General features: G+C 70.3%; 22 protein-coding genes. 12 read left to right on the plus strand and 10 right to left on the minus strand.

The window, feature by feature from the left end; all coding sequences use genetic code 11:
- Positions 1–133: 133 nt before the first annotated feature.
- Positions 134–283: a hypothetical protein gene (locus AMETH_RS39620; RefSeq protein ID WP_017986764.1), complete on the minus strand. Its 150-nt coding sequence runs from the start codon at positions 281–283 to the stop codon at positions 134–136.
- 420 nt (positions 284–703) lie between these two features.
- Here AMETH_RS39620 and AMETH_RS39625 point away from each other — a divergent pair, with 420 nt between their 5' ends.
- Positions 704–1,090, plus strand: a complete 387-nt coding sequence (locus AMETH_RS39625) for a hypothetical protein (RefSeq protein ID WP_017986766.1) — start codon at positions 704–706, stop codon at positions 1,088–1,090.
- Between the two features lie 54 nt (positions 1,091–1,144).
- Here AMETH_RS39625 and AMETH_RS04040 read toward each other — a convergent pair whose 3' ends face one another.
- From AMETH_RS04040 to sdhC, 4 genes are read right to left on the minus strand one after another with little or no spacing between them, the layout of a single operon-like run.
- A complete protein-coding gene (locus AMETH_RS04040; RefSeq protein ID WP_017986767.1) occupies positions 1,145–1,918 on the minus strand; it encodes a succinate dehydrogenase iron-sulfur subunit in 774 nt (257 codons plus the stop codon).
- Position 1,919: 1 nt separating this feature from the next.
- The gene (sdhA, locus tag AMETH_RS04045) at positions 1,920–3,707 is read right to left on the minus strand and encodes a succinate dehydrogenase flavoprotein subunit (RefSeq protein WP_017986768.1); all 1,788 of its coding nucleotides are present in this window, start codon (positions 3,705–3,707) and stop codon (positions 1,920–1,922) included.
- Positions 3,708–3,735: 28 nt separating this feature from the next.
- Positions 3,736–4,155 (minus strand): succinate dehydrogenase hydrophobic membrane anchor subunit, encoded by a 420-nt coding sequence (locus tag AMETH_RS04050; RefSeq protein ID WP_017986769.1) that lies wholly within the window; start codon positions 4,153–4,155, stop codon positions 3,736–3,738.
- 7 nt (positions 4,156–4,162) lie between these two features.
- A complete protein-coding gene (sdhC, locus tag AMETH_RS04055) occupies positions 4,163–4,612 on the minus strand; it encodes a succinate dehydrogenase, cytochrome b556 subunit (RefSeq protein ID WP_017986770.1) in 450 nt (149 codons plus the stop codon).
- A 503-nt stretch (positions 4,613–5,115) separates the two neighbouring features.
- Here sdhC and AMETH_RS04060 point away from each other — a divergent pair.
- The 6 genes from AMETH_RS04060 to AMETH_RS04085 all read left to right on the plus strand — a co-directional run bounded on the left by AMETH_RS04060 (position 5,116) and on the right by AMETH_RS04085 (position 11,842).
- Positions 5,116–6,219, plus strand: a complete 1,104-nt coding sequence (locus AMETH_RS04060; protein WP_038532710.1) for a BMP family lipoprotein — start codon at positions 5,116–5,118, stop codon at positions 6,217–6,219.
- 74 nt (positions 6,220–6,293) lie between these two features.
- On the plus strand, positions 6,294–7,826 hold the full coding sequence (locus AMETH_RS04065) for an ABC transporter ATP-binding protein (RefSeq protein WP_017986772.1): 1,533 nt from the start codon (positions 6,294–6,296) through the stop codon (positions 7,824–7,826).
- Positions 7,823–8,914, plus strand: coding sequence for an ABC transporter permease (locus AMETH_RS04070; RefSeq protein ID WP_017986773.1), 1,092 nt, complete (start codon positions 7,823–7,825; stop codon positions 8,912–8,914). The genes AMETH_RS04065 and AMETH_RS04070 overlap by 4 nt, the downstream gene beginning before the upstream one ends.
- Positions 8,911–10,182, plus strand: coding sequence for an ABC transporter permease (locus AMETH_RS04075; protein ID WP_017986774.1), 1,272 nt, complete (start codon positions 8,911–8,913; stop codon positions 10,180–10,182). Before AMETH_RS04070 ends, AMETH_RS04075 begins: the two co-directional genes overlap by 4 nt.
- Positions 10,182–10,571: a cytidine deaminase gene (locus AMETH_RS04080; RefSeq protein WP_017986775.1), complete on the plus strand. Its 390-nt coding sequence runs from the start codon at positions 10,182–10,184 to the stop codon at positions 10,569–10,571. The genes AMETH_RS04075 and AMETH_RS04080 overlap by 1 nt, the downstream gene beginning before the upstream one ends.
- Entirely contained in the window at positions 10,568–11,842 is a 1,275-nt protein-coding gene (locus AMETH_RS04085) for a thymidine phosphorylase (RefSeq protein ID WP_017986776.1), read from the plus strand. Before AMETH_RS04080 ends, AMETH_RS04085 begins: the two co-directional genes overlap by 4 nt.
- On the opposite strand, the gene AMETH_RS36370 is transcribed toward AMETH_RS04085, so the two are convergent.
- Together AMETH_RS36370 and AMETH_RS04090 are read right to left on the minus strand one after the other, a co-directional pair.
- The gene (locus tag AMETH_RS36370) at positions 11,790–12,050 is read right to left on the minus strand and encodes a VOC family protein (protein WP_085929389.1); all 261 of its coding nucleotides are present in this window, start codon (positions 12,048–12,050) and stop codon (positions 11,790–11,792) included. The genes AMETH_RS04085 and AMETH_RS36370 overlap by 53 nt on opposite strands.
- Positions 12,051–12,116: 66 nt before the next feature.
- On the minus strand, positions 12,117–13,265 hold the full coding sequence (locus tag AMETH_RS04090) for a coiled-coil domain-containing protein (protein ID WP_026153785.1): 1,149 nt from the start codon (positions 13,263–13,265) through the stop codon (positions 12,117–12,119).
- Between the two features lie 217 nt (positions 13,266–13,482).
- Between AMETH_RS04090 and AMETH_RS04095 the strand changes: the two genes are divergently transcribed.
- Together AMETH_RS04095 and AMETH_RS04100 are read left to right on the plus strand one after the other, a co-directional pair.
- The gene (locus AMETH_RS04095; protein ID WP_026153786.1) at positions 13,483–14,583 is read left to right on the plus strand and encodes an adenosine deaminase; all 1,101 of its coding nucleotides are present in this window, start codon (positions 13,483–13,485) and stop codon (positions 14,581–14,583) included.
- A gap of 78 nt (positions 14,584–14,661) precedes the next feature.
- Complete coding sequence (locus AMETH_RS04100; protein WP_017986779.1) at positions 14,662–15,855, plus strand: MFS transporter; 1,194 nt, start codon at positions 14,662–14,664, stop codon at positions 15,853–15,855.
- Here the strand turns inward: AMETH_RS04100 and AMETH_RS04105 are convergent.
- Complete coding sequence (locus AMETH_RS04105) at positions 15,768–16,097, minus strand: MerR family transcriptional regulator (RefSeq protein ID WP_223843055.1); 330 nt, start codon at positions 16,095–16,097, stop codon at positions 15,768–15,770. The two genes, AMETH_RS04100 and AMETH_RS04105, sit on opposite strands and share 88 nt — an antisense overlap.
- 275 nt (positions 16,098–16,372) lie before the next feature.
- On the opposite strand from AMETH_RS04105, the gene AMETH_RS04110 reads away from it, so the two are divergent.
- On the plus strand, positions 16,373–16,924 hold the full coding sequence (locus AMETH_RS04110; protein WP_267283509.1) for an amidohydrolase family protein: 552 nt from the start codon (positions 16,373–16,375) through the stop codon (positions 16,922–16,924).
- Positions 16,925–16,928: 4 nt separating this feature from the next.
- On the opposite strand, the gene AMETH_RS04115 is transcribed toward AMETH_RS04110, so the two are convergent.
- Positions 16,929–18,188, minus strand: a complete 1,260-nt coding sequence (locus AMETH_RS04115) for a hypothetical protein (protein ID WP_017986782.1) — start codon at positions 18,186–18,188, stop codon at positions 16,929–16,931.
- 108 nt (positions 18,189–18,296) lie between these two features.
- Between AMETH_RS04115 and AMETH_RS04120 the strand changes: the two genes are divergently transcribed.
- Positions 18,297–20,801, plus strand: a complete 2,505-nt coding sequence (locus AMETH_RS04120; RefSeq protein WP_017986783.1) for a DEAD/DEAH box helicase — start codon at positions 18,297–18,299, stop codon at positions 20,799–20,801.
- A 326-nt stretch (positions 20,802–21,127) separates the two neighbouring features.
- Here AMETH_RS04120 and AMETH_RS04125 read toward each other — a convergent pair whose 3' ends face one another.
- Positions 21,128–22,540, minus strand: a complete 1,413-nt coding sequence (locus AMETH_RS04125) for a hypothetical protein (protein WP_026153788.1) — start codon at positions 22,538–22,540, stop codon at positions 21,128–21,130.
- A gap of 154 nt (positions 22,541–22,694) precedes the next feature.
- Here AMETH_RS04125 and AMETH_RS04130 point away from each other — a divergent pair, with 154 nt between their 5' ends.
- Positions 22,695–23,957 (plus strand): cytochrome P450, encoded by a 1,263-nt coding sequence (locus AMETH_RS04130; RefSeq protein WP_038531862.1) that lies wholly within the window; start codon positions 22,695–22,697, stop codon positions 23,955–23,957.
- Positions 23,958–23,976: the final 19 nt, after the last annotated feature.

Below are 23,976 nucleotides of genomic sequence, written 5' to 3' on the forward strand. Positions count from 1 at the left end.
GCCAGAAGGAAACCCGCTACTACGCGGTCGACGTCCCGCAGGGCGCCACCGCCTACTTCAGCGGCACGATCTCCTTCCCCCGCCTGCCCGACGTCGACCGGCTCGACGACATCAACTCGCTCCAGCTGCGCGTCTACGGCGCGGGCGGCGAGGACTGCCACGCCTTGCTGTCCGAGCAGGCGGCCATGTCCAGCGACGGCGTCGCCCTCACGATCGCCAAGGCCTGGGACGGCGCGACCGAGCAGAAGAAGGGCAACGGCAGCTCCGACAACTGCCGCGGCACCGGGCGGTACTACTTCGCCCTGACCTGGGACCGCGTGTCGGCCGAGGTGCCCGAGCGGCTGCCGGTCGAACTGCTCGTCGGCGCCGAGCCCGCGGTCGCCGACGGCGGCTCCAAGGCCGTCCTGCCCACCACCGCGTTCACCGAACCCGCCGGCACCGGCACGCCCGTTACCGGCGGCGGCTCGTTCAACGTCGCCGCCCCACTGACGGGCAGCGGCCGCTACACCGACACCTCCAGCGCGGCGAGTACGTCTTCTACCGCGTCAAGCTGGCCTGGGGCCAGGGCCTGGCCTACCGCGTCCACTTCGGACAGGCCGGCGGCAGCGGCGTCGACAACGTCTCGAACATCGCCACCACCGCCTACAACCCGTACCGCGCGGAGATCGACTCCGACTCCACGGTCTACACCGGCTCCGGCGGTGTGCTGCCGACCCGGGACGCGATCGCCACCGCGCCGGTGCGCTACCACAACCGCGAGGCCGACAACTCGAAGGTGCGCACGCAGGCCGTCGCGGGCTGGTACTACATCGCGGTCAAACTGGGCGCGACCTTCGACGAGGGCGACAACGTCCCGGTCCCGGTCACGCTGGACCTCACGGTGGCAGGCACACCCGAACCCGGACCGGCCTACACCGCACCGAGCGGCGGCGTCTTCGGCGACGACCAGCCCACCGAAACCGCCGAGCCCACGCCCGTCGCCGCGGCCACCGGCGAAGGCGCGCCCGTCTGGCCGTTCTGGGTCGGCGGCGCGGGCGTCGTGGTCGTGGCCGCGATCATCGTGCTGGCCGTCCGCGACCGCCGCTCCTGACACGAGAAGAGGCCCCCCCGCCGCCAGGGCGAGGGGGCCTCTTCCGCGGGAACCTCAGACGCGCTTGAACAGCAGCGCGCGCTTGACCTCCTGGATCGCCTTCGTCACCTGGATGCCACGCGGGCACGCGTCGGTGCAGTTGAAAGTCGTGCGGCAGCGCCACACGCCCTCGGCGTCGTTCAGGATGTCCAGCCGCTCCTCGGAACCCTCGTCACGGCTGTCGAAGATGAACCGGTGGGCGTTGACGATCGCCGCCGGGCCGAAGTACGACCCGTCGTTCCAGTACACCGGGCACGACGAGGTGCACGCCGCGCACAGGATGCACTTGGTGGTGTCGTCGAACCGCTCGCGGTCCGCCGCCGACTGGATCCGCTCGCGCGTGGGCTCGTTGCCGTAGGTGATGAGGTACGGCTTCACCGCCCGGTACGCCTCGAAGAACGGCTCCATGTCGACGTAGAGGTCCTTCAGCGTCGGCAGGCCCTTGATGGGGGCCACGGTGACCGTGGTCTCCTTGCCGTCCTTCGCCAGCAGGTCCTTGACGAGCACCTTGCAGGCCAGCCGGTTGATGCCGTTGATCTGCATCGCGTCCGAACCGCAGATGCCGTGCGCGCACGACCGGCGGAACGACAGCGTGCCGTCCACGTAGTTCTTGATGTTGAACAGCAGGTTCAGCACGCGGTCGGTGGGCAGCGCCGGGACCTCGTAGGACTCCCAGTGCGGCGCGTCGTCGATCTCCGGGTTGAACCGCTGGATCTTCACCGTGATCGTGACCGAGCCCTCCGGCGCGGGAATCCCGTTCACGGTGTTCTGTTCGGCTACCGCGGTCATGTCAGTACTTCCGCTCCATCGGCTCGTACCGGGTGAAGGTCACCGGCTTGTAGTCCAGCCGGATGTCGGCCATGAACCCGTTGATGCCCAACGGGGCGTCCGGGTCCGGCGTTTCCGGCAGCATCTTGTACGACATCGAGTGCCGCATGAAGTTGACGTCGTCGCGGTTCGGGTAGTCCTCGCGGGCGTGCCCGCCGCGGGACTCCTTGCGCGCCAGCGCCGCGTTGACCAGCGCCTCGGCCAGGTCGAGCAGGAAGCCCAGCTCGATCGCCTCGAGCAGGTCGGTGTTGTACCGCTTGCCCTTGTCCTGGATCGAGATCCGGCCGTAGCGCTCCTTGAGCCGCTGGACGTCGGTCAGCGCGGTCTTCAGCGTGTCCTCGGTGCGGTACACGGCCGCGTTGGTGTCCATGGTCTGCTGCAGCTCGGTGCGGATGTCCGCGACCCGCTCGCCACCGTGCGCGGTGCGCAGGTGGTCGACCATGCCCTCGACCATCTTGGCCGGGTTCTCCGGCAGCTCGACGAAGTCGTGGGTGTTGGCGTACTCGGCGGCGGCGATGCCGGCGCGGCGGCCGAACACGTTGATGTCCAGCAGCGAGTTGGTGCCCAGCCGGTTCGCGCCGTGCACCGACACGCACGCGACCTCACCGGCGGCGTAGGCGCCGGGCAGGACGGTGTCGTTGTCGAGCAGGGCCTCGCCGTGCACGTTCGTCGGGATGCCGCCCATCGCGTAGTGCGCGGTCGGGTACACCGGCACCGGCTCCTTCACCGGGTCCACACCGAGGTAGGTGCGGGCGAACTCGGTGATGTCCGGCAGCTTCGTCTCCAGGACCTCGGCGCCGAGGTGCGTGCAGTCCAGGAGCACGTAGTCCTTGTGCGGGCCGGCGCCGCGGCCTTCGAGGACCTCCAGGACCATCGACCTGGCGACGATGTCGCGCGGCGCGAGGTCCTTGATCGTGGGGGCGTAGCGCTCCATGAACCGCTCACCCGAGGCGTTGCGCAGGATCGCGCCCTCACCGCGGGCGCCCTCCGTGAGCAGGATGCCGAGGCCGGCCAGGCCGGTCGGGTGGAACTGGTAGAACTCGATGTCCTCCAGCGGCAGGCCCTTGCGGTAGTAGATGCCCATGCCGTCGCCGGTGAGGGTGTGCGCGTTCGACGTGGTCTTGAAGACCTTGCCGAAGCCACCGGTGGCGAACACGACCGCCTTCGCCTGGAAGACGTGGATCTCGCCGGTCGCGAGCTCGTAGGCGACCGCGCCGGTGGCGACGGGCCCGTTCTCGGTCTCGGTCGTGATCATGTCGAGCACGTAGAACTCGTTGAAGAACTCGATCCCGTGCTTGACGCAGTTCTGGTACAGCGTCTGCAGGATCATGTGACCGGTGCGGTCGGCCGCGTAGCAGGCCCGGCGCACCGCGGCCTTGCCGTGGTCACGGGTGTGCCCGCCGAACCGGCGCTGGTCGATCTTGCCTTCCGGCGTCCGGTTGAACGGCAGGCCCATCTTCTCCAGGTCGAGCACGGCGTCGATGGCCTCCTTGGCCATGATCTCCGCCGCGTCCTGGTCGGTCAGGTAGTCGCCGCCCTTGACCGTGTCGAAGGTGTGCCACTCCCAGTTGTCCTCCTCGACGTTGGCCAGCGCGGCGCACATGCCGCCCTGAGCCGCGCCGGTGTGGGAGCGGGTCGGGTAGAGCTTGGTGAGGACCGCGGTGCGGGCGCGCTGGCCCGCCTCGATGGCGGCGCGCATCCCGGCGCCACCGGCGCCCACGATCACCACGTCGTACTTGTGGAACTGCATGTCCGCTTCTTCCTCGGGTGGTGGTGGGTCAGCTGCCGGCCATGTCGGGGTCGAAGGTGAAGATCACCAGGGTGCCCACGAACAGGATGACGACCATCGACACGTAGAGCACGATCTTCAGCCAGAAGCGCGTGCTGTCCTTGCGTGCGTAGTCGTCGATGACCGTCCGGAGGCCGTTGCCGCCGTGCAGCTGGGCCAGCCACAGCATCGCCAGGTCCCAGAACTGCCAGAACGGCGAGGACCAGCGGCCTGCGACGAAGCCCCAGTTGATCCGGTGCACGCCGCCGTCGAGGATGTTCATGATGAACAGGTGGCCGAGCACCAGTACCACCAGCGCGAGGCCGGAGATCCGCATGAACAGCCAGCTGTAGAGCTCGAAGTTGCTGCGGCGGGCGGCGGGTCGCCGCGGCGAGCGCGGCTTGTCGAGTGCGAGGGTCTCGGTTGCCATCTCTCGCTCAGCCTCCGAACATTTCCGACACCGTGCGCCACATCATCGCGATCGCACCGGGGATCATGACGAGCACCCAGATGACGGCGACCGTCCACAGCATGTGCTTCTGGTACTTGGTGCCCTTCGACCAGAAGTCGACCAGCATGACCCGGATGCCGTTCAGCGCGTGGAACAGCACTGCGCCGACCAGGCCGACCTCCATGAGGTTGACCAGCGGGGTCTTGTAGGTCTCGATGACCTCGTTGTAGGTGTCGGGCGAAACCCGGACCAGCGCGGTGTCGAGGACGTGGACGAACAGGAAGAAGAAGGTGAGCACGCCCGTGATCCGGTGCAGGACCCAGGACCACATGCCCGGGTCGCCCCGGTAGAAGGTCCCGCTCCGGCGTGAGGCACCCGCCCGATCGCTCGCCTCCGCCGCCGTCTGGTCGGCGGCGGTGCTCGCCGTGGTGGACATCGGTGTACGGCCTCCAACGTCGTGGTTGGACTGTGCCCGGCTGACCTGCGAATCCACCGGGCCGCGGGAGCGTCCACCTGGGACTTCGCAGGCGCCCCGGCGGGGTGTTCAAGGCCATCGAGCTTGGATAAAGGGGATGCTAGACCTGGTCGCCATACCGCACTCAACCTGTGGTTGGTGTGTGTGATCGACCAGACACCCTCTGCGTGTCGCAGGTCTCACCCCCGTTAGCACGTCGCTCAAACTTCGCGAAGTGAGGTGAATCTCGCTCACTCGGTCGGGTGGGCGTGACTCAATGTGATTGAACTGTCGCCGTGCCGGAGAACAAGCAAACGTTTAGGTTACGTGCTGTGGCTCTGGCATGGCCATTCGCTCACAGGCGGGTACCGTTCGCCCGTCGAGCCCGGCAATGAGCCGGGTCGTTCTCGGGTCCGCTGGAACACCAGCGGGGAGGGAGAGACAGGGTGCGTAAGACGCGTGCCACCACACTGGCCGCCACCGCCATGGCGGCGGCGCTCGCGCTGGCGGGGTGTGCGAAGGACTCCGGCACCAGCGGGAGCAGCAACAACGACAACGCAGCGGCCGGTTCCTGCGTCACGGCAACGGCGCCCGCGGCCACCGCGGCGTCGACCAGTTCGAGCGCCGCGGGCGAGCGGGTCGACGCCAGCAAGCTGCGGGTCGCGCTCGCGTTCGACATCGGGGGCCGGGGTGACGCCTCGTTCAACGACGCCGCCGCCGCGGGTGTGGACAAGGCCAAGGCCGACATGGGGGTCACCGACGTCCGGGAGAGCACCGCGTCGCCGACCGAGGACGAGGCCGCCAAGGAGCAGCGCCTGACGCAGCTGGCCACGGACGGCTACAGCCCGATCCTGGCGATCGGTTTCGCCTACGCGAGCGCCGTGCAGGCCGTCGCGCCGAAGTTCCCGAACACCCAGTTCGCCATCGTCGACGACGACTCGGTGACCGCGCCGAACGTCACCCCGCTGGTGTTCTCCGAGGAGCAGGGCTCCTTCCTGGTGGGCGTCGCGGCGGTCTACAAGAGCAAGAACTGCCACGTCGGCTTCGTCGGCGGCGTGAACACCCCGCTGATCCAGAAGTTCGAGGCCGGCTTCATCGCGGGCGCGAAGGCCGCGTCGAACAAGGTCCAGATCACCAGCGACTACCTGACCCCGGCCGGCGACAACACCGGTTTCCAGGACCCGGCGAAGGGCAACATCAAGGCCGCCGCCGAGTTCTCCGCCGGCGCCGACGTGGTCTACCAGGCCGCAGGCGCCTCCGGGAAGGGCGTCTTCCAGGCCGCGAGCGCGGCCAAGAGCCTCGCCATCGGCGTCGACTCCGACCAGTACAACCAGGCGACCGTCGCCGAGTACAAGGACGTCATCATGACCTCCATGCTCAAGCGGGTCGACGTGGCCGTGTACGACTACATCCAGGCGCTGGCGAGCAACACGCTGAGCTCCCTGCCCAAGCGGTTCGACCTGTCGGTCGACGGCGTCGGCTACTCCACCTCCGGTGGCAAGATCGACGACATCAAGCCGCAGCTCGAGGGTTACAAGCAGGCGATCATCTCGGGCAGCATCACCGTCCCGACCACGCCGCAGAAGTAGATCTTTTCCAGCCGCGTCCGGGGCTCGGGAGGGTGATCCCTTCCCGGGCCCCGTGCGCCGTTTCCGGGGGTCTCATGACCAACTCTCCACCGGCCGTCGAGCTGCGCGGCATCACGAAGCGCTTTCCCGGCGTGGTCGCCAACTCCGACGTCAACCTGACGGTGGCGTCGGGCGAGGTCCACGCCATCTGCGGCGAGAACGGGGCCGGCAAGTCCACCCTGATGAAGATCCTCTACGGCATGCAGCCGCCGGACGAGGGCACCATCGCCATCAACGGCGAGCAGATCAGGCTGCGCAACCCGCAGGACGCGATTCGCGCCGGCATCGGCATGGTGCACCAGCACTTCATGCTCGCCGACAACCTGACCGTGCGGGAGAACGTCCTGCTCGGCGCGGAGAACCTGCACGGCATCGGCCGCGCGGCGCGCGCGAAGCTGGCCGAGCTGGAGAAGCAGGTCGGCCTGTCCGCGCCGCTGGACGCGCTGGTCGAGACGCTCGGCGTCGCCGACCGGCAGCGCGTGGAGATCATGAAGGTGCTCTACCGCGGCGCGCGGATCGTCATCCTCGACGAGCCGACCGCGGTGCTCGTGCCGCAGGAGGTCGACGCGCTGTTCGAGACGGTGCGCGGCATGCAGGCGCAGGGCTTCACCTTCATCTTCATCTCGCACAAGCTCGACGAGGTCCGCGCGATCGCCGACACGGTCACCGTGATCAGGCGCGGTACCACCGTCGGGACCGCCGACCCGAAGAAGATCTCCTCGCGTGAGCTGGCGGAGATGATGGTCGGGTCGGAGCTGCCCAGCCCGGAGACCCGCGAGTCGACCGTCACCGACCGGGACGTGCTGCGCGTGTCCGGCCTGCGGCTGACCGTCGAGGGCTCCGAGCGTGCGGTGCTCGACGACATCACCTTCACCGTGCACGCGGGCGAGGTGCTCGGCATCGCCGGTGTCGAGGGCAACGGCCAGACCGAGCTGGTCGAGACGATCATGGGCATGCGCAAGGCCAGCGGCGGGTCGATCGAGCTGGTCGACGCCGACGGAACCGCGCGCGACCTGACCGGTCTCGGCACGCTCGCCCGCCGGGAGGCCGGCATCGGCTACGTGCCGGAGGACCGCACCCGGCACGGGCTGCTGCTGACGCAACCGTTGTGGGCCAACCGGATCCTGGGCTACCAGACCCGGCGGCCGGTCTCCAAGGGACAGCTGCTCGACATCCCCGGCGCCCGCAAGGACACCGAGCGGATCGTCGCCGAGTACGACGTCCGCACGCCCGGCATCGAGGTGCCCGCGGCGGCCCTGTCCGGCGGCAACCAGCAGAAGCTGGTGGTCGGCCGCGAACTGTCCGGCAACCCGGTGCTGCTGATCGCGTCGCACCCGACCCGCGGCGTCGACGTCGGCGCGCAGGCGCTGATCTGGGAGCAGATCCGCCAGGCCCGGCACGACGGCCTCGCGGTGCTGCTGATCTCGGCCGACCTCGACGAGCTGATCGGCCTGTCCGACACCATCCGCGTCATGCTGCGCGGACGTCTGGTGAGCGAGGCCGACCCGGCCACCGTCACACCTCAGGAACTGGGCTCTGCCATGACCGGAGCGGAGGAAGCCGCGTGACCTCCTGGCGCACCAAGGTGCTGCCGCCCCTGCTGGCGATCGTCTTCTCGGTGCTGATCTGCTCGATCGCACTGCTGATCTCCGGAGCCGATCCGCTGCAGGCCTACGGCACCATGATCGGTCAGCTCTTCAAGGGCACCACCGCCGTGGACACGGTGAACCTCGCGACGGTCTACTACCTGTCCGGGCTCGCGGTGGCCATCGGCTTCCAGATGAACCTGTTCAACATCGGTGTCGAAGGCCAGTACCGCTTCGCCGCCGTCATCGCCGCGATCGCCGGTGGGGCGGTGGTCCTGCCGCCGGTCATCCACGTCGTGTTCATCATCCTGGTCGCGCTGCTGGCCGGGGCCCTCTACGCGGCCGTGCCCGCGATCCTCAAGGTGACCCGCGGCGTCAGCGAGGTCATCTCGACGATCATGCTCAACGCGATCGTCGGCGGCATCGTGGCGTTCCTGATCAACCCCGACCAGTTCGGCGTGCTGACCGGGAACAACCTCAAGACCGAGGAGATCGCCCCGTCCGGCCGGGTGCCGAACATCCCGCTCGGCGACGGCGAGCTGTTCGGGTTCGTGATCATCGCCGCGGCCATCGGGTTCGCCTACTGGTTCATGCTCAACCGCACCCGGTTCGGCTTCGAGCTGCGGGCCAGCGGCGAGTCGACCACGGCGGCGGCCGCGGGCGGCGTCAACGCCAAGAAGATGACGTTGATCGCGATGCTGCTGTCCGGCGCGGTGGCCGGCCTGGTCGCCATCCCCGAGCTGGTCGGCCGCGACTTCACCTACGCCATCACCTCGACCCAGGGCTACGGCTTCACCGGCATCGCGGTCGCGCTGCTGGGCCGCAACCACCCCGGCGGCATCGCGCTCGGCGCGCTGCTGTGGGCGTTCCTGGACAAGTCGGCGGTGTCGCTGGAGCAGGTCGACGTGCCGAAGGAGATCGCGACGATCATGCAGGGCGCGATCGTGCTGTCGGTCGTCGTGGCGTACGAGATCGTGAAGCGGGCCGACCTGGCCGCCGCGCAGCGCCGCGTCGGCCGCGCGCTGTCCGGTGGCCGTCCCGCCTCGGTGAGTGAAGGGGGTGCGGTGTGACGACCGCGACGGATTTGACGTCCGCGCCCCTGGTGGTGCCGCCGAGCCCGCGCAGGCGCCGCCTGCCCGCGTGGGCCCGCGCCGCCATGTGGGCGATCGGGATCGTCGCGGTGCTGTCCACCGCGTCGTACCTCACCGGGGTCAACACGCTGACTTCGACGAACACCGCGCAGACCGCGCTGCGGCTCGCGCTGCCGATCCTGTTGTGCGCGCTCGGCGGTCTGTGGTCCGAGCGCGGCGGTGTGGTCAACATCGGTCTCGAGGGCATGATGATCCTCGGCACCTGGGGTGCGGCGTGGGGCGCCTACTACGGCGGCCCGTGGGCCGGCCTCGGCGCGGCGATCTTGTTCGGCGCGCTCGGCGGTCTGCTGCACGCGATCGCGACGGTGACGTTCAACGTCAACCACATCGTGTCCGGTGTGGCGATCAACCTGCTCGGGCTCGGGGTCGCGAAGTACCTGGCGACGCTGATCTTCGAGCCGCTGTCCGGCAACCCGCGGCAGTCGCCGACGGTGCCGACGTTCGACACCTACTCGGCGACGTTCCTGTCGAACTGGCTCACCGACCTGGAGGACCAGCAGCGGGTGTTCATCTCGGACGCGGCCGGCCTGCTCAACGGGCTGGTCACCGGGGTGGCGCCGCTGACGATGATCGCGATCCTGCTGGTGCCGGTGAGCTACCTGGTGCTGTGGCGGACGCGGCTGGGCCTGCGGCTGCGGTCGTGCGGGGAGAACCCGGTGGCTGCCGAGTCGCTGGGCATCAACGTGTACGCGCACCGGTACCTGGGTGTGCTGGTCTCCGGCGGTCTGGCCGGTATGGGCGGCGCCTCGCTGGTGCTGCTGCAGGGCGGCGGCGGTTACCTGGAGAACCAGACGAACGGCCGCGGGTACATCGGCCTGGCCGCGATGATCTTCGGCAACTGGCGCCCGGGTGGCCTGCTCGGTGGCGCAGCGCTGTTCGGGTACGCGGACGGTCTGCAGCTCTCCGGCGGTGGCCGGGCGGTGCTGGCCCTGCTGTACGGCGTGGTGCTGCTGCTGTTCGTGATCGTCGTGGTGCAGCTGATCCGGCGGCAGTGGATCGCGGCGGCGCTCGGCGTGGCCGGCGCCGGTGTCCTGTACTGGATCTACTGGTCCAACGACACGCTGCCGAGCGAGCTGACCCCGTACACCGCGCACGTGGTGACGTTGATCGTGCTGGCGGTGGCGTCGCAACGGCTGCGGCCGCCGAAGGCCGACGGCGCCCGGTATCGCCGTGGCGAGGGGGACTAGTGGGCGAGATCGACTGGGAGGCGCTGCGCGCTCAGGCCGTCGAGGCGGCGAAGAGCGCGTACGCGCCCTACTCGGGGCTGCACGTCGGCGTCGCCGGGCTGGTGGACGACGGCCGGGTGGTCGTCGGCTGCAACGTGGAAAACGCTTCCTACGGGCTCGGGCTGTGCGCGGAGTGCACGATGGCCGGGCAGTTGCGGTTGAGCGGCGGCGGTCGTCTGGTGGCGGTGGCGTGCCGGTCCGGCAGCGGTGATCTGCTGATGCCGTGCGGCCGGTGCCGCCAGATCATCTTCGAGCTGGGCGGCGGTTCGTGCCTGGTGGACACCCCGTCCGGGGTCCTGCCGATGACCTCGGTGCTGCCGGACGCGTTCGGGCCCGCGGACCTGCCGTGAAAGCGTTTGCGGCGGTCGACGTCATCCGGGCCAAGCGGGACGGCGGCGCGCTGAGCGACGAGCAGATCCGCTGGGTCGTGGACGCCTACACGCGTGGCGAGGTGGCCGAGGAGCAGATGGCCGCGCTGGCGATGGCCGTGTTCCTGCGCGGGATGGACGCGCGGGAGACGGCGACCTGGACCGGCGCGATGATCGACTCCGGAACACGGCTGTCGCTGCGCGTGGACCGGCCGACCGTGGACAAGCACTCGACCGGCGGGGTTGGCGACAAGATCACCTTGCCGCTGGCCCCGCTGGTCGCCACGTGCGGCGCGGCGGTGCCCCAGCTGTCCGGCCGCGGCCTCGGCCACACCGGCGGGACGCTGGACAAGCTGGAGTCGATCCCCGGTTGGCGGGCCGCACTGTCGGTCGACGAGATCACCGCCCAGCTGAACTCGGTCGGCGCGGTCGTCTGCGCGGCGACGTCCGGGTTGGCCCCGGCGGACCGGAAGCTGTATGCCCTGCGGGACGTGACGGGCACGGTCGAGTCGGTGCCGTTGATCGCCAGCTCGATCATGAGCAAGAAGATCGCGGAGGGCTCGGCCGGCTTGGTCCTGGACGTGAAGACGGGGTCCGGGGCGTTCATGAAGTCACGCGAGCAGGCGATGGAGCTCGCCAGGACGCTGGTCGAGATCGGTTCGGCGCAGGGCGTGGCGACGACGGCCGTGCTGACGGACATGAGCACGCCGCTCGGGTCCGCCGTCGGGAACGCGGTGGAGGTCGCCGAGGCCGTGGAGGTGCTGCAGGGCGGCGGGCCGGCGGACGTGGTCGAGCTGACGGTGGCTCTGGCGCGGGAAATGCTGGAGCTCGCGGGCATCTCGGTCGACCCGGCTCGGGTGCTGGCTTCCGGTGAGGCGTACGAGACGTGGTGCCGGATGATCACTGCTCAGGGCGGCGATCCTGCCGCGCCGTTGCCGCGACCTGGGCACGTCATGGTGTTCCCCGCGCCGTCCTCGGGTTATCTGTCTGTTTTGGACGCCTATGCGGTTGGCGTGGCTGCCTGGCGGCTGGGTGCCGGGCGGGCGCGTAAAGAGGATCCGGTGCAGCATGCGGCTGGTGTCCGGTGCCTGGCCAAGCCCGGTGATCGGGTGGTGGCGGGGGAGCCGTTGCTGGAGTTGCACACCGACACTCCCGATGCGGTGCCGGCGGCTCTGGAGGCGCTTGCGGGTGCCGTGGTGATCAGTGATGCGGCGCCGGTGCCGGGGGAGTTGGTGCTGGGGCGCGTTGGGTGACCTCCCCGGCGGGGGAGGTCTGGTGCGTAGTCGGTGTTGTTGCGTTGCCGGCTTCGTGTTGCTGGTGGGGAAGGGCGGCGCCGCTGAGGGTGCGCCAGTTCGCGTTTCCCCACTCGCTCGTCACGTGGAGGCCGAGCGCCTCCGTCCAGAACGCCTCGGCCCTCGCGACGTCGTCGACACCGAGCACCGGGATTCCCAACCGCAACATGCACCGAGCCTAGACACGAGAACGGCCCCGGGCATGGCGCACGCCCGGGGCCGATTCACCAGAAACTCAGGCTTCGGTGTCGTCGCCCTCGGACTTGGGCTTCACGTCGGCGTTCTTCGGCGCCCGGCCGTTGCGGGCCCGGCGCGGCTGGCGCTGCGCGGGCGGCGGCGGGGCGATCTGCGGCACCGACGGGCCGCCACCCAGCATCAGCTCCGCGAACGTCGCCATCGCCTCGTCGAGCTGGCCGCCGATGCGCCGCTCCGACTCCTCGTTGCTGCGGCGCACCAGGGAGCCCACCGAGTCGGTGTCGGGGCGGCTGGACAGCGTGCCCTCGACCCGCGAGAAACCGCTCTTGACCGCGCCGCCGAGGTCGCCGAACTGCGCGGCCACACCCTCGTCGACCTTGTCGATCCGGTTGCCGAGGTCGTCCAGGCGGCCGGTGATCTGCTCCAGCCGGGCGGACAGCGCTTCCAGCCGCTCGGTCGGGTCCAGCATCTCGCCGGTCTCGTCGATCGCGCCGCGCAGGGCGTGCGTGGCCGCCTCGACGCGCTCGCGGTGCTGGTTGTCCGCCTCGTCCACGCGGCCGCGCAGGTCGGACAGGCCGTTCTCGACCCGCTCACGCAGCTCGCCGACGCCGTTGTCCACCCGCTCGCGCAACTCGCCCAGGCCCGAGTCGACCCGGTCGCGCAGGATGGACTCGGCCATCTCGATGCGCTCCTTCACCGGGCCGTGCACGGCCTGCGGCAGCGCGTCGAGCTTCGCGTCCTGCTTGTCCAGGTGCCCGTTCAGGTCGTCGAGGCGGCGGTGGATGTTCTCCAGCTTGTCCTCAAGCCCGTCCATCCGGCCCGCGACACCCTCGAAGCGGGCGGCCACACCGTCCAGACGGCCGTCGAGCTGGGCGAACGGCTTCGCCAGCTTGTCGACGATGCTCTCCACCGCGCGCGCCAGGTCCGCCAGCGCGTTGTCCTGCGCCTCCAGGCGCGACATGGCCTCGTCCAGGCGCTCGGCGAGCACGCCGACCTCGGTGCGGTCGGGCAGCTCCGACAGCCGCTTGCGCACGGCGCCCAACGAGTCGACCGGAGCGAGCCGCGCGTAGATGTCGTCGAGCGCGTCGAAGATCTGCTGCTGCTCGCTCTCGCGGACTTCGGCCGCGCGCACCAGCATGTTGCGCATCCGGTCGAAGGACGGAGCTCCAATGTGGTTATCAGTGGTCACTTCGGTGTCCTTCGTCGGCGGGGAAAGAGGGACGTGGGCGAAGCTTAACCATTGCGGAATTGCTCTGGGTATCGCCCCCGTAAAGGCGGGAACGTCGTGCTCACCCCGACCGGCCGAATGCGTAGCCGCCGGGCGGCGGTCTGAAGCTTGACTGGAGGCTGAGAGTCGCCACCGCGCGCGTCCATGTAGGTGACCGCCGCGGGGGTACCTTCGGAGCATGTCCGACAACGCCACGAGAGCGCCCCTGACCATGGAAAACATCCGGCGGGTGCCCAAGGTCCTGCTCCATGATCACCTTGACGGAGGACTCCGTCCGAGGACCGTGATCGAACTGGCCGACGCCCTCGGGTACCGCGATCTGCCCACGACGGACGTGGCCGAGCTGAGCCGCTGGTTCCGCGACGCCGCCGACTCCGGCTCACTGGAGTCCTACCTGGAGACCTTCGCCCACACCTGTGGCGTGATGCAGACCGAAGAAGCGCTGGTCAGGGTGGCCGCGGAGTGCGTGGAGGACCTCGCCGCCGACGGCGTGGTCTACGCCGAGGTGCGCTACGCGCCGGAGTTGTTCGTCGAGCGCGGCCTGTCGCTGGACGCGGTCGTCGAGGCCGTCCAGGCAGGGTTTGCGGAGGGTGAGCGTCGAGCCGCTCAGCAGGGAAAAGTCATCCGAATGGGTACTTTGCTGTGTGCGATGCGTCAGCACGCCCGAGCGGCGGAGATCGCCGAGATCGCGGTGCGTTACCGGGACTCCGGAGTGGCCGGGTTCGACATCGCGGGACCGGAAGCCGGATTCCCGCCCACCCGCAACCTCGACGCATTCGAATATCTGCGCACCAATAACGCGCATTTCACCATTCATGCCGGTGAGGCGTTCGGACTCGCTTCCATCTGGGAGGCGATTCAGCATTGTGGTGCCGAACGACTCGGGCACGGTGTGCGGATCGTGGACGACATCAAGCGCGATCCGGACGGCACGGTCCACCTCGGCCGGCTCGCGAGCTACGTCCGCGACCGCCGCATCCCGCTGGAGATCTGCCCGTCCTCCAACGTGCAGACCGGCGCCGCGGCGTCGATCGCCGACCATCCGATCGGGTTACTCGCGGACTTGCGCTTCCGGGTGACCGTCAACACCGACAACCGGCTCATGAGCGGCTGCTCGATGTCGAGCGAGTTCGCCACACTCGCCGATGCGTTCGGCTACGGGTGGTCCGACTTCCAGTGGTTCACGATCAACGCGATGAAGTCGGCGTTCCTCGATTTCGATCAACGGCTCGACCTGATCAACAACGTGATCAAACCGGGCTACGCCGAGTTGGTCTGAAAGCCCCTTGTGATCGTTAGCGTCGGCAAGTAAGGTTCACGATGTAAGAACAAGTTCTCACATCGTGGGATGGTAGCGATGAGCCGGGCAGCTGGGCTGGACACGAGGAGTAGGCGCCGGTGGGGCATCCTCGCGCTCGGCCTCGCGGCCCAGACCGCGAGCTGCTCGTTCCTCTACGGCATCCCGTTCCTGGTGCCGGAGATGCGCGCGGCCGGGCTGACGCTCGCGGAGGCGGGCACGATCGTCTCCGCGCCCAGCATCGGCCTGCTGTTCACGCTGATCGCCTGGGGCGCGGCGGCCGACCGCTACGGCGAGCGCCTGGTCATGGCGATCGGTCTCGGCGCGTCGTCGGCGCTGCTGCTGGTCACCTCGCTGGCCGCGCCGTCGACGGGGGTGCTGTTCGCGTTGTTCCTGCTCGCCGGGGCGCTGACCGCCTCGGTCAACGCGGCCAGCGGGCGCGCAGTGATGGGCTGGTTCGGCCCGGACGAGCGGGGCACCGCGATGGGCGTCCGGCAGACCGCGCAGCCGCTCGGCGTCGGCGTCGCCGCGCTGGCTCTGCCGCCGCTGGCGCAGCACTGGGGTTTCCAGTCCGCGGTGCTGTTCCCGGCGGTGTCCGGGCTGGTGGTCGCCGCGCTGGTGGCTTGGCTGGTGATCGACCCGCCGCGGCCGGAGAAGAAGCCGGGTGCGCCGAAGCCGGCGTCGCCGTACCGGACGCCGACGCTGTGGCGGCTGCACGGGGCGAGCGCGCTGCTGGTGGTGCCGCAGTTCGCGGTGTCCGCGTTCGCGCCGGTGTACCTGGTGTCGGCGCACGGCTGGAGTGCGCTGGCGGCGGGCTGGTTCCTGGCGGCTGTGCAGGTGCTGGGCGCGGTCGGCAGGCTGGCCTCGGGCTACTGGTCGGACCGGGTGGGCAGCCGCCTGCGCCCGATGCGGCAGCTGGCCGTGGCGAGCGCGGCGGTCATGCTGCTGGTCGCCGTCGGCGACGTGAGCTGGATGTGGGTGGTGCTGTTCGCGCTGGTCCTGGCCGCGGTGATCACGGTGGCGGACAACGGGCTCGGGTTCACCGCGTCCGCGGAGCTGGCCGGGATCGACTGGGCCGGGCGCGCGATGGGGACCCAGAACACGGCGCAGAACATCGCGGCATCCCTCACGCCGCCGTTGCTGGGCCTGGTGATCGGCGACTCCCGCTACGCGCTGGCGTTCTGCGTCGCCGCGGTGTTCCCGGTGCTGGCGGTCGGCCTCACGCCGGTCCGAGCCGAGTCTCGGTCGTCGTGATCGCCAGGGCAGGCGTCCAGGGTGCCGTCGGGGTGGGCGCAGTCGATGATGCGGCAGATCTCCCTGGTCGGCAGGCCGACGCTGAGCAGTTCGCGGATCTGCCGCACGCGCTCGACCGCGCCGGCGTCGTACTCGCGGTACCCGTTGTCGCGGCGCTGAGCGGTCAGCAGCCCGACGCGCTCGTAGTACCGCAGCAGCCGCTCTGTCGCCCCGGCGCGCCTGGCGAGTTCACCGATCAGCATCACTTGACCTTCCCGCCATGTCAGGGATCAACACTGCCGGGACAACCACGATTCCCGGAGAACGACCTTGATCATCGACGCCCACAGCCACGTCCACGACCCCGTCGAGAAGCACCTGGCCCTCCTCGACGAAGCCAGTGCCGACAAAGCGATCTTGTTCGCGACCCGTCCGCACCCCGCACGCGCGGCGACGCTGGACGAGCTGAAGGGGAGATGGCCGTGCTGTCGCAGAGCCTGGCCGGCAGCGGCGAAGGCCGGTCGCGGCCCTGCGCGAACTGGACGACGCGGTCGCCGCGCACCCGGACCGGTTCGTCGGCTTCGGCTCGGTGGACCTGTTGCGGCCCGGGGCTGAGGTGGCGGCCGCGGTCGAGGAGGCAGGCCGGAAGTGGCGCGGCATCGGCGAGCTGACCCCGCCGCCCGGCCGCGCCGATCTGCTCGAACCGGTGCTGCGCGCGGCCGGCGACCTGCCGGTGGTGGTCCACGGCGCGGCTCCGACCACCGCCGCCGACCTGGCGGCCGTCGGCGCGCTCGCCCGGAAGTACCCGCGGACGCCGCTGGTGATCAGCCAGCTCGGCGACGAGCACTGGATCGCCGCGATCGAGCTGGTCCGCGAGATGCCGAACCTCTGGCTCGAGCTGTCGACGGCGAGCCTGGTGTTCTCCGTGCGGCCGGCGATCGCGGAGGTGCCGGACCGGACGTTGTTCGGCTCGGACGCGCCCTACGGCGACCCGATGCCGGCCCGCGCGCTGGTCGAGCGCGTGACGCCGTCGGAAACAGCGCGCGCCGCGGTCCTCGGTGGGAACGCGGCGCGCCTGCTCGACCTGTGAAGCGTCAGTGGACCCGAAGCCGGCTCTCGAAGGCCTCCACCAGCTTGCGCCACTCGCTCTGCTCGGTGTCGAACGGGGCGCTCGGCGCGAGGCGGCCCGGGTCCGGCTTCAGCACGAACGACACCAGCCAGCCCAGGCTCTCCGAAGTGGACAGTGCGGCGGCCACCGTGTCGTCGCCCGCCCAGTCCGCGGCGTCGGTGAGCAGCTCGACCGCCAGGTCCAGCTGCGTCGGGTCGATCGCGTCCGGGCCATCGGCAAGGTCCTCGTCCAGGCCGGCGAGCACGTAGGTGTTCTCGGTGTCGACCTCGACCTCCAGCTCACCCGCGGTGGCCTTGGCGAGCACCTCGTCCCAAGTGGACACCTCGGCCAGGTCGGAGTCGGCGAACGCCGCGGAGTCGGCCAGCGCCCGCGCGAGCGCCTTCTCCGACTTGAACACGTCGATCCGGCCGTCGCTGCCCAGGAAGACCGGCTCGTCGTCCAGGTAGCACCGCAGCGAGTAGTACTCGTCGCCGGCGGTGATGATCTTGATCGGGTCGATGCCGACCTCGCCCCAGAACCCGACCGGGACGTCCTCTTCTTCCTCGTCGTCGGAGTCGCCGCTCTCGACCGTGTCCAGGTCCTCGTCGGCCTGCTCGGACTCGACCTCGGCCTCGGCCGACTCCTCCAGGAAGGTGGCCAGCTCCTCGGCGGTCTGCTCGAGCACACCGGCGTCCACGTCCGGCACCTTGACCAGGCCGTCGATGGCGTCCAGCACGGTGTCCCACTTCTCGGACACGGCCTCGGACAGGTCGTTCCACAGGCGCTCGCCCTCGCGGCCGGTGAACGGCAGGCGGCCCTGCTCCAGCAGCGAGAAGCCCTCGGTGGCGTCCAGCACCTCGTGGACCTCGTCGAGCTCGCACACATCGGCCAGCGAACGCACGATGCCGACGATCTCGGCCAGCTCGCTGATCGTCCACGAGTCCGGGTCCTCGGCGACGAGCTCGGGCACGCCGACCAGGTCGTAGGAGTGGTCGTCGTCGGGGATCAGCTCCGGCACGTTCAGCGCCGGGACCGCGTTCCACGCCGGGTGGTCGATCAGGTCGTGCTGCTCGGCGGTCCGGACGAACGCGGCCAGGTGCGCGGCGTCGGGGAAGGCGTACAGATCCTCTTCGTCGCCGAGGAAGGCCTCCCACTCCTCACCGTCCTCCCGCCAGCGCGGGGCCCACAGGGTCACCAGGTCCCCCTGCGGCAGCCCGAGTTCGATCGGGACGATGTCCTGTGCCATGCCAGCCCTCCGGATTACACCTGTGTGTGGGAAGCCTACGGCTTGACGGGACCGGCCGCGATGGGCCCCATCTGCTCTCCGGCCGCGGGTGGCACGATGGTACCCACGATGACGCTCACAGACCTCCTACCAGCGGATCCGGATCCCGACACGCTGTTCGAGACGTTTTCGGCCTGGACGGCCGAACGCGGGCTCGAGCTGTACCCGGCGCAGGAAGAGGCGCTGATCGAGGTCGTCTCCGGCGCCAACCTGATCCTGTCCACCCCGACCGGCTCGGGAAAGAGCCTGGTCGCGGTGGGTGCGCACTTCACCGCGATGGCCAACGGCAAGCGCAGCTACTACACCGCGCCCATCAAGGCGCTGGTCTCGGAGAAGTTCTTCCAGCTCATCGAGATCTTCGGCGCCGACAACGTCGGGATGATGACCGGCGACTCCGCCGTCAACCCGGATGCCCCGATCATCTGCTGCACGGCGGAAATCCTGGCGAACATCGCGTTGCGGTTCGGTGCCGACGCCCCGGTCGGCCAGGTCGTCGCCGACGAGTTCCACTTCTACAGCGAGCCCGACCGCGGCTGGGCGTGGCAGGTGCCGCTGCTGGAGCTGCCAAACGCGCAGTTCGTGCTGATGTCGGCCACCCTCGGTGACGTCACCTTCTTCGAGAAGGACCTGACCCGCCGCACCGGGCGCACCACCGCGGTGGTCACGTCGGCGCAGCGGCCGGTGCCGCTGACCTACCGGTACGCGCTCACCCCGCTGCACGAGACGATGACCGAGCTGCTCACCGGCGGACAGGCCCCGGTGTACGTCGTGCACTTCTCGCAGGCCGCCGCGATCGAGCGGGCGCAGGCCCTGATGAGCATCAACGTCACCACGCGCGCGGAGAAGGACGCGCTCGCCGAGGCCATCGGGGACTTCCGGTTCTCCGCCGGGTTCGGCAAGACGCTGTCGCGGCTGGTGCGGCACGGCATCGGCGTGCACCACGCCGGCATGCTGCCCAAGTACCGGCGGCTGGTCGAGCAGCTCGCGCAGGCCGGTTTGCTGAAGGTGATCTGCGGGACCGACACGCTCGGCGTCGGCATCAACGTGCCGATCCGCACTGTGGTGTTCTCGGCGCTGACCAAGTACGACGGGGTGCGCCAGCGGCACCTCAAGGCACGCGAGTTCCACCAGATCGCCGGGCGCGCGGGCCGGGCCGGGTACGACACCGACGGGTACGTCGTGGTGCAGGCGCCGGACCACGTGATCGAGAACGCGAAGGCGCTGCAGAAGGCGGGCGACGACCCCAAGAAGAAGCGCAAGATCGTCCGCAAGAACGCGCCGGAGGGGTTCGTCAACTGGACGGAGAGCACGTTCGAGCGGCTGATCTCGTCGCCGCCCGAGCCGCTGACGTCGAGTTTCCAGGTGAGCCACGCGATGCTGCTGAACGTGATCTCGCGGCCGGGCAACGCGTTCGAGCACATGCGGCACCTGCTGGAGGACAACCACGAGGACCGGCCGTCGCAGCGCAAGCACATCCGCCGGGCCATCGCGATCTACCGCGCGCTGGTGGCCGCGGGCGTCGTCGAGCGGCTGTCCGAACCGGACTCGACGGGCCGGATCGTGCGGCTGACGATGGACCTGCAGCTCGATTTCGCCCTGAACCAGCCGTTGTCGCCGTTCGCGCTGGCCGCGATCGAGCTGCTCGACACCGAGTCGCCGACGTACGCGCTGGACGTGGTCTCGGTGATCGAGTCCACTGTGGAGAACCCGCGGCCGGTGTTGTCGCAGCAGCAGTTCAAGGCGCGCGGCGAGGCGGTCGCGGCGTTGAAGGCGGAGGGCGTCGAGTACGAGGAGCGGATGGCGCTGCTCGACGAGGTGACGTACCCGAAGCCGCTGGAGGAGCTGCTGGAGGCGGCGTACGAGACGTACCGGCGCGGGCACCCGTGGGTCGCCGACTACGAGCTGAAGCCGAAGTCGGTCGTGCGGGACATGTACGAGCGGGCGATGAACTTCGTCGAGTACATCAACTTCTATTCGTTGGCGCGGTCGGAGGGCCTGGTGCTGCGGTACCTGGCGGACACGTACGACGCGCTGCGGCGGACGGTGCCGGACGAGGCGAAGACCGAGCCGCTGGAGGACCTGATCGCGTGGCTCGGCGAGATGGTGCGGCAGGTCGACTCGAGCCTGCTGGATGAGTGGGAGGCGCTGCGGCACCCGGGGGAGGAGCCGCTACCTGCGGAGCGCCTGCCGGAGAAGCCGCCGCCGGTCACGGGCAACGAGCGGGCGTTCCGGGTGCTGGTGCGCAACCAGATGTTCCGGCGGGTCGAGTTGGCGGCCCGGCGGGCGTACGCGGAGCTGGGGGAGCTGGACGCGGCGTCCGGCTGGAACGACATCGAGTGGGAAGCCGCGCTCGAGGCCTACTACGAGCAGCACGACCGGATCGAAACCGGCGCGGACGCCCGCGGCCCGGCGATGCTGATCATCGAGAAGGAGCCCGAGGTCTGGCGGGTGAGGCAGATCTTCGACGACCCCGAGGGCGACCACGACTGGGGCATCAGCGCCGAGGTGGACCTCCCGGCCTCCGACGAGGCCGGCGCGGCGGTGCTCCGCGTGACGGCGGTCGACCAGCTCTGAGGCTGGTCCGCGCGGCGCGGCTTACGGTGCCTGGTGCGACTGATGCGGCCCGACGGCTGGCGGTGCCCGGCGCGACTGATGCCGCGCCGGACGACTGGTGCTTCCCGGCGCGGCTCGGCGGTGCCCGGCGCGGCTGACGGTGCTGTTCGCCGCGCGGCTGGGATGTAGCCGCCGCGGGGCTGGGGTGTCCGGCGCGCGGCGGACGGTGTTGCCCGGCCTGGTCCGGAGCTACCCGGACTTTCCGTCAGGGGCGGCTCGCCTCGGCATGCTCCCGCCGTACGCCCGGTGGCTCCTGGCCGCGACAAGCCGCGGCCAGGAGCCACTCGTCAACGCCGGTGCCGGGGGCCGGTGTCGAGCGGGCGGGGCTCGGGTGCCGCGGTTTCCGGGTAGCGCGGCAGGCCGGCGAAGGTGCCCTGCTGCTGCGGAACCGCGGGCTGTTGCGGCGGCGGGTCCTGGTCGGTCTGCGGGAACGGCTCCGGGTTGCGGCGGTACAGCGCCGGCGTCGGTGCCGTGGGCGCGACGTCCATCGGCGAGGTGACCTGCGTCTCCGCTGCGGCGTACGCGGGCTGCCGCCCGGGCGCGTAGGGCTGCGCCGGGGACGGGATCTCGGGGGCGGGGTGCGCCCCGGACGGCGCGTCCGTGCTGGCCCACGCCTGTGCCGCCGACGGCACCTCGCCGGAGGCGGGTGATTGGCCGGCGGGCGGGATGTCCGCGGAGCCGTAGCCCGACCGCGCCCCTGACGGCACCTCCGCGGCCGAGTGGCTGGACGGCGCATCGGGGGCCGCATACCCGGACGGCATCTCGCCGGAGCTGTAGCTGGCTTGTGCCGCGGCGGGCATCTCTCCGGACGCGACGGCCGCCGACCCGCTGTCTTCGGCGGGCATCTCGCCGGACGCCTGGCCGGCCTGTGCCGCGGCGGGCATGTCCCGGGAGGCGAACATCCTCGACCTGCTGTCGCCGGCCTGCGTGGCGGCGGGCATCTCGCCGGAGCCGACGGCCGCCGACCCGCTGTCGCTGGAGCCGTAGCCAGGTTGCGCTCCGGAGGCGAACGTGGCTGACCTGCTGTCGCCGGAGGGGTAGCCGGAGGACATCTCGCGGGACGCCTGGCCGGCCTGCGCCGCGGCGGGCACGTCTCCGGCGGCGAACGCCGCCTCCCTGCCATCGCCGTAGGCATAGCCGGACGGAGCCCCGGACGACATCTCGCCGGCCCCGTAGCCCGCTCCTGTCGAGCCGTGCCCCGCCTGCGCCGGCGCGGTCTGGCCCTCCGCGGAGTAGGGCGAACCGGTCGCGGACGTGTACGACGGCATCGGTACGTCAGCCGGCGTCTTGCTGACCGGCCGTCGCGGGTCGGGCGTCGGCGCGGCTGCCTCCTGCCGGTGGGCACCGTCCATCGCGACCGCGGGCGTGCGCTCGACCTGCGGGTTCTGCCCTGGCCGGATGTCCATCGGCGATCCACCGCGCGGCGCGGGAGCCTGGTGACGGCCCTGGGACACCTCGTCCTCGCCGGAGTAGCCGGCCAGCGGATTCTTGGCGTTGCGCTTCGGCCCGCGCCGCGCCAGCCCCACCAGGCCGAAGAGACCCAGCAACCCCAGCAGTCCCCACAGCCCCGCCGGCATGTTCCTGAGCTGCTCCTGCGCGAGCACGGTTTCGGCCGGCGCGGCGTTCGCCACCGCCGTGCCGAACGGCAGGAGGACGCACACCGCGGCGGCGACCGTCCCGAGGCGGGCCCTGTCAGGCATTACGGCTCACTCCCCTGGTTGTCGTGACGCCACGATGTACCCGCACCACCCCGGTCCAGACCAGACACCGACCTAGTGGGTGACCTGCACCACCTGCGCGAGTGACTTCTCTTGCGACGCCGGAATCGTCGGACTCCGCGTGTAATCTGCGGCCATGGGGCTTCGCGCACGTGTGGTTTCCTGGGTGGGCCGCCGTTACCTCGCCAGAGCGCAGAAAAAGGGCTTCGACCTCTCGGTCCTGCCGGATTCCGCGCTCATGCCGTTGCGCCGCGACGGCCTGGACCCCGTGCCCGAGCTGGGCGCGACCAGGGCGGAGGCGCCGGTCAGCCGGTTGCCGCTGCCCTTCGGCATCACCGCGTGGCTGGTCACCGGCTACGGCGAGGCGAAGGAAGTGCTCGCGGCCACGGACAAGTTCAGCAACGACTACACCAACCTGGTCGGCAAGGCGGGCCTGTCGGCCGAGCAGAACCCGGGCGGGCTCGGGTTCGCGGACCCGCCGGACCACACGCGCCTGCGCAAGATGCTGACGCCGGAGTTCACGATGCGGCGGCTGAACCGTCTCACGCCGCGCATCGACGAGATCATCGCCGAGCAGCTCGACGCGATGGAGAAGGACGGCGGCACCGTCGACCTGATGCAGTCGTTCGCGCTGCCGATCCCGTCGCTGACGATCTGCGAACTGCTCGGGGTCCCCTATGAGGACCGTGACGACTTCCAGCGGCTGAGCACGGTCCGGTTCGACCTGTTCGCCGGGGCGGGCGCCTCGTTCGGGGCGATCTCGGAGTCACTGTCCTATTTGCTCGAAATCGTGAAGAAGCAGCGCGCCGAGCCCGGTGACGGCCTGCTCGGCATGCTGGTCAGGGAGCACGGCGACAACATCTCCGACCAGGAGCTGGCCGGACTAGCCGACGGTGTGCTGACCGGTGGCCTGGAGACCACGGCCAGCATGCTGGCCCTGGGCGCGATCGTGCTGCTGCGCGACCGGCGGACGTTCGAACTGGTGCGCGACTCCGACGACGCGGCGCGCGATTTCGTCGAGGAGCTGCTGCGGTACCTGACGGTGGTGCAGGTGGCGTTCCCGCGGTTCGCACGGGAGGACGTCACGGTCGGCGGGCAGGAGATCGCCAAGGGCGACATCGTGTTCGTGTCGCTGAGCGGGGCCAACCGGGACGCCGCCCTCGGCGACGACATGGAGTCCTTCGACCCCGCCCGCCCGGCGACGCAGCACCTGGCCTTCGGCTGGGGCGCGCACCGGTGCATCGGAGCGGAGCTGGCGCGCATGGAGCTGCGTGCCGCGTACCCGGCACTGGTGCGGCGCTTCCCCGACCTGCGGCTGGACGTCGAGCCGGAGCAGCTGAGCTACCGCCGGACGTCGATCGTCTACGGCGTGGACACGCTGCCGGTGCGGGTCAAGTAACCCGCTCGCGAGTTCCACG

Origin of the sequence: Amycolatopsis methanolica 239 (assembly GCF_000739085.1) — a bacterium.
In the GTDB taxonomy this organism is placed as follows: domain Bacteria; phylum Actinomycetota; class Actinomycetes; order Mycobacteriales; family Pseudonocardiaceae; genus Amycolatopsis_E; species Amycolatopsis_E methanolica.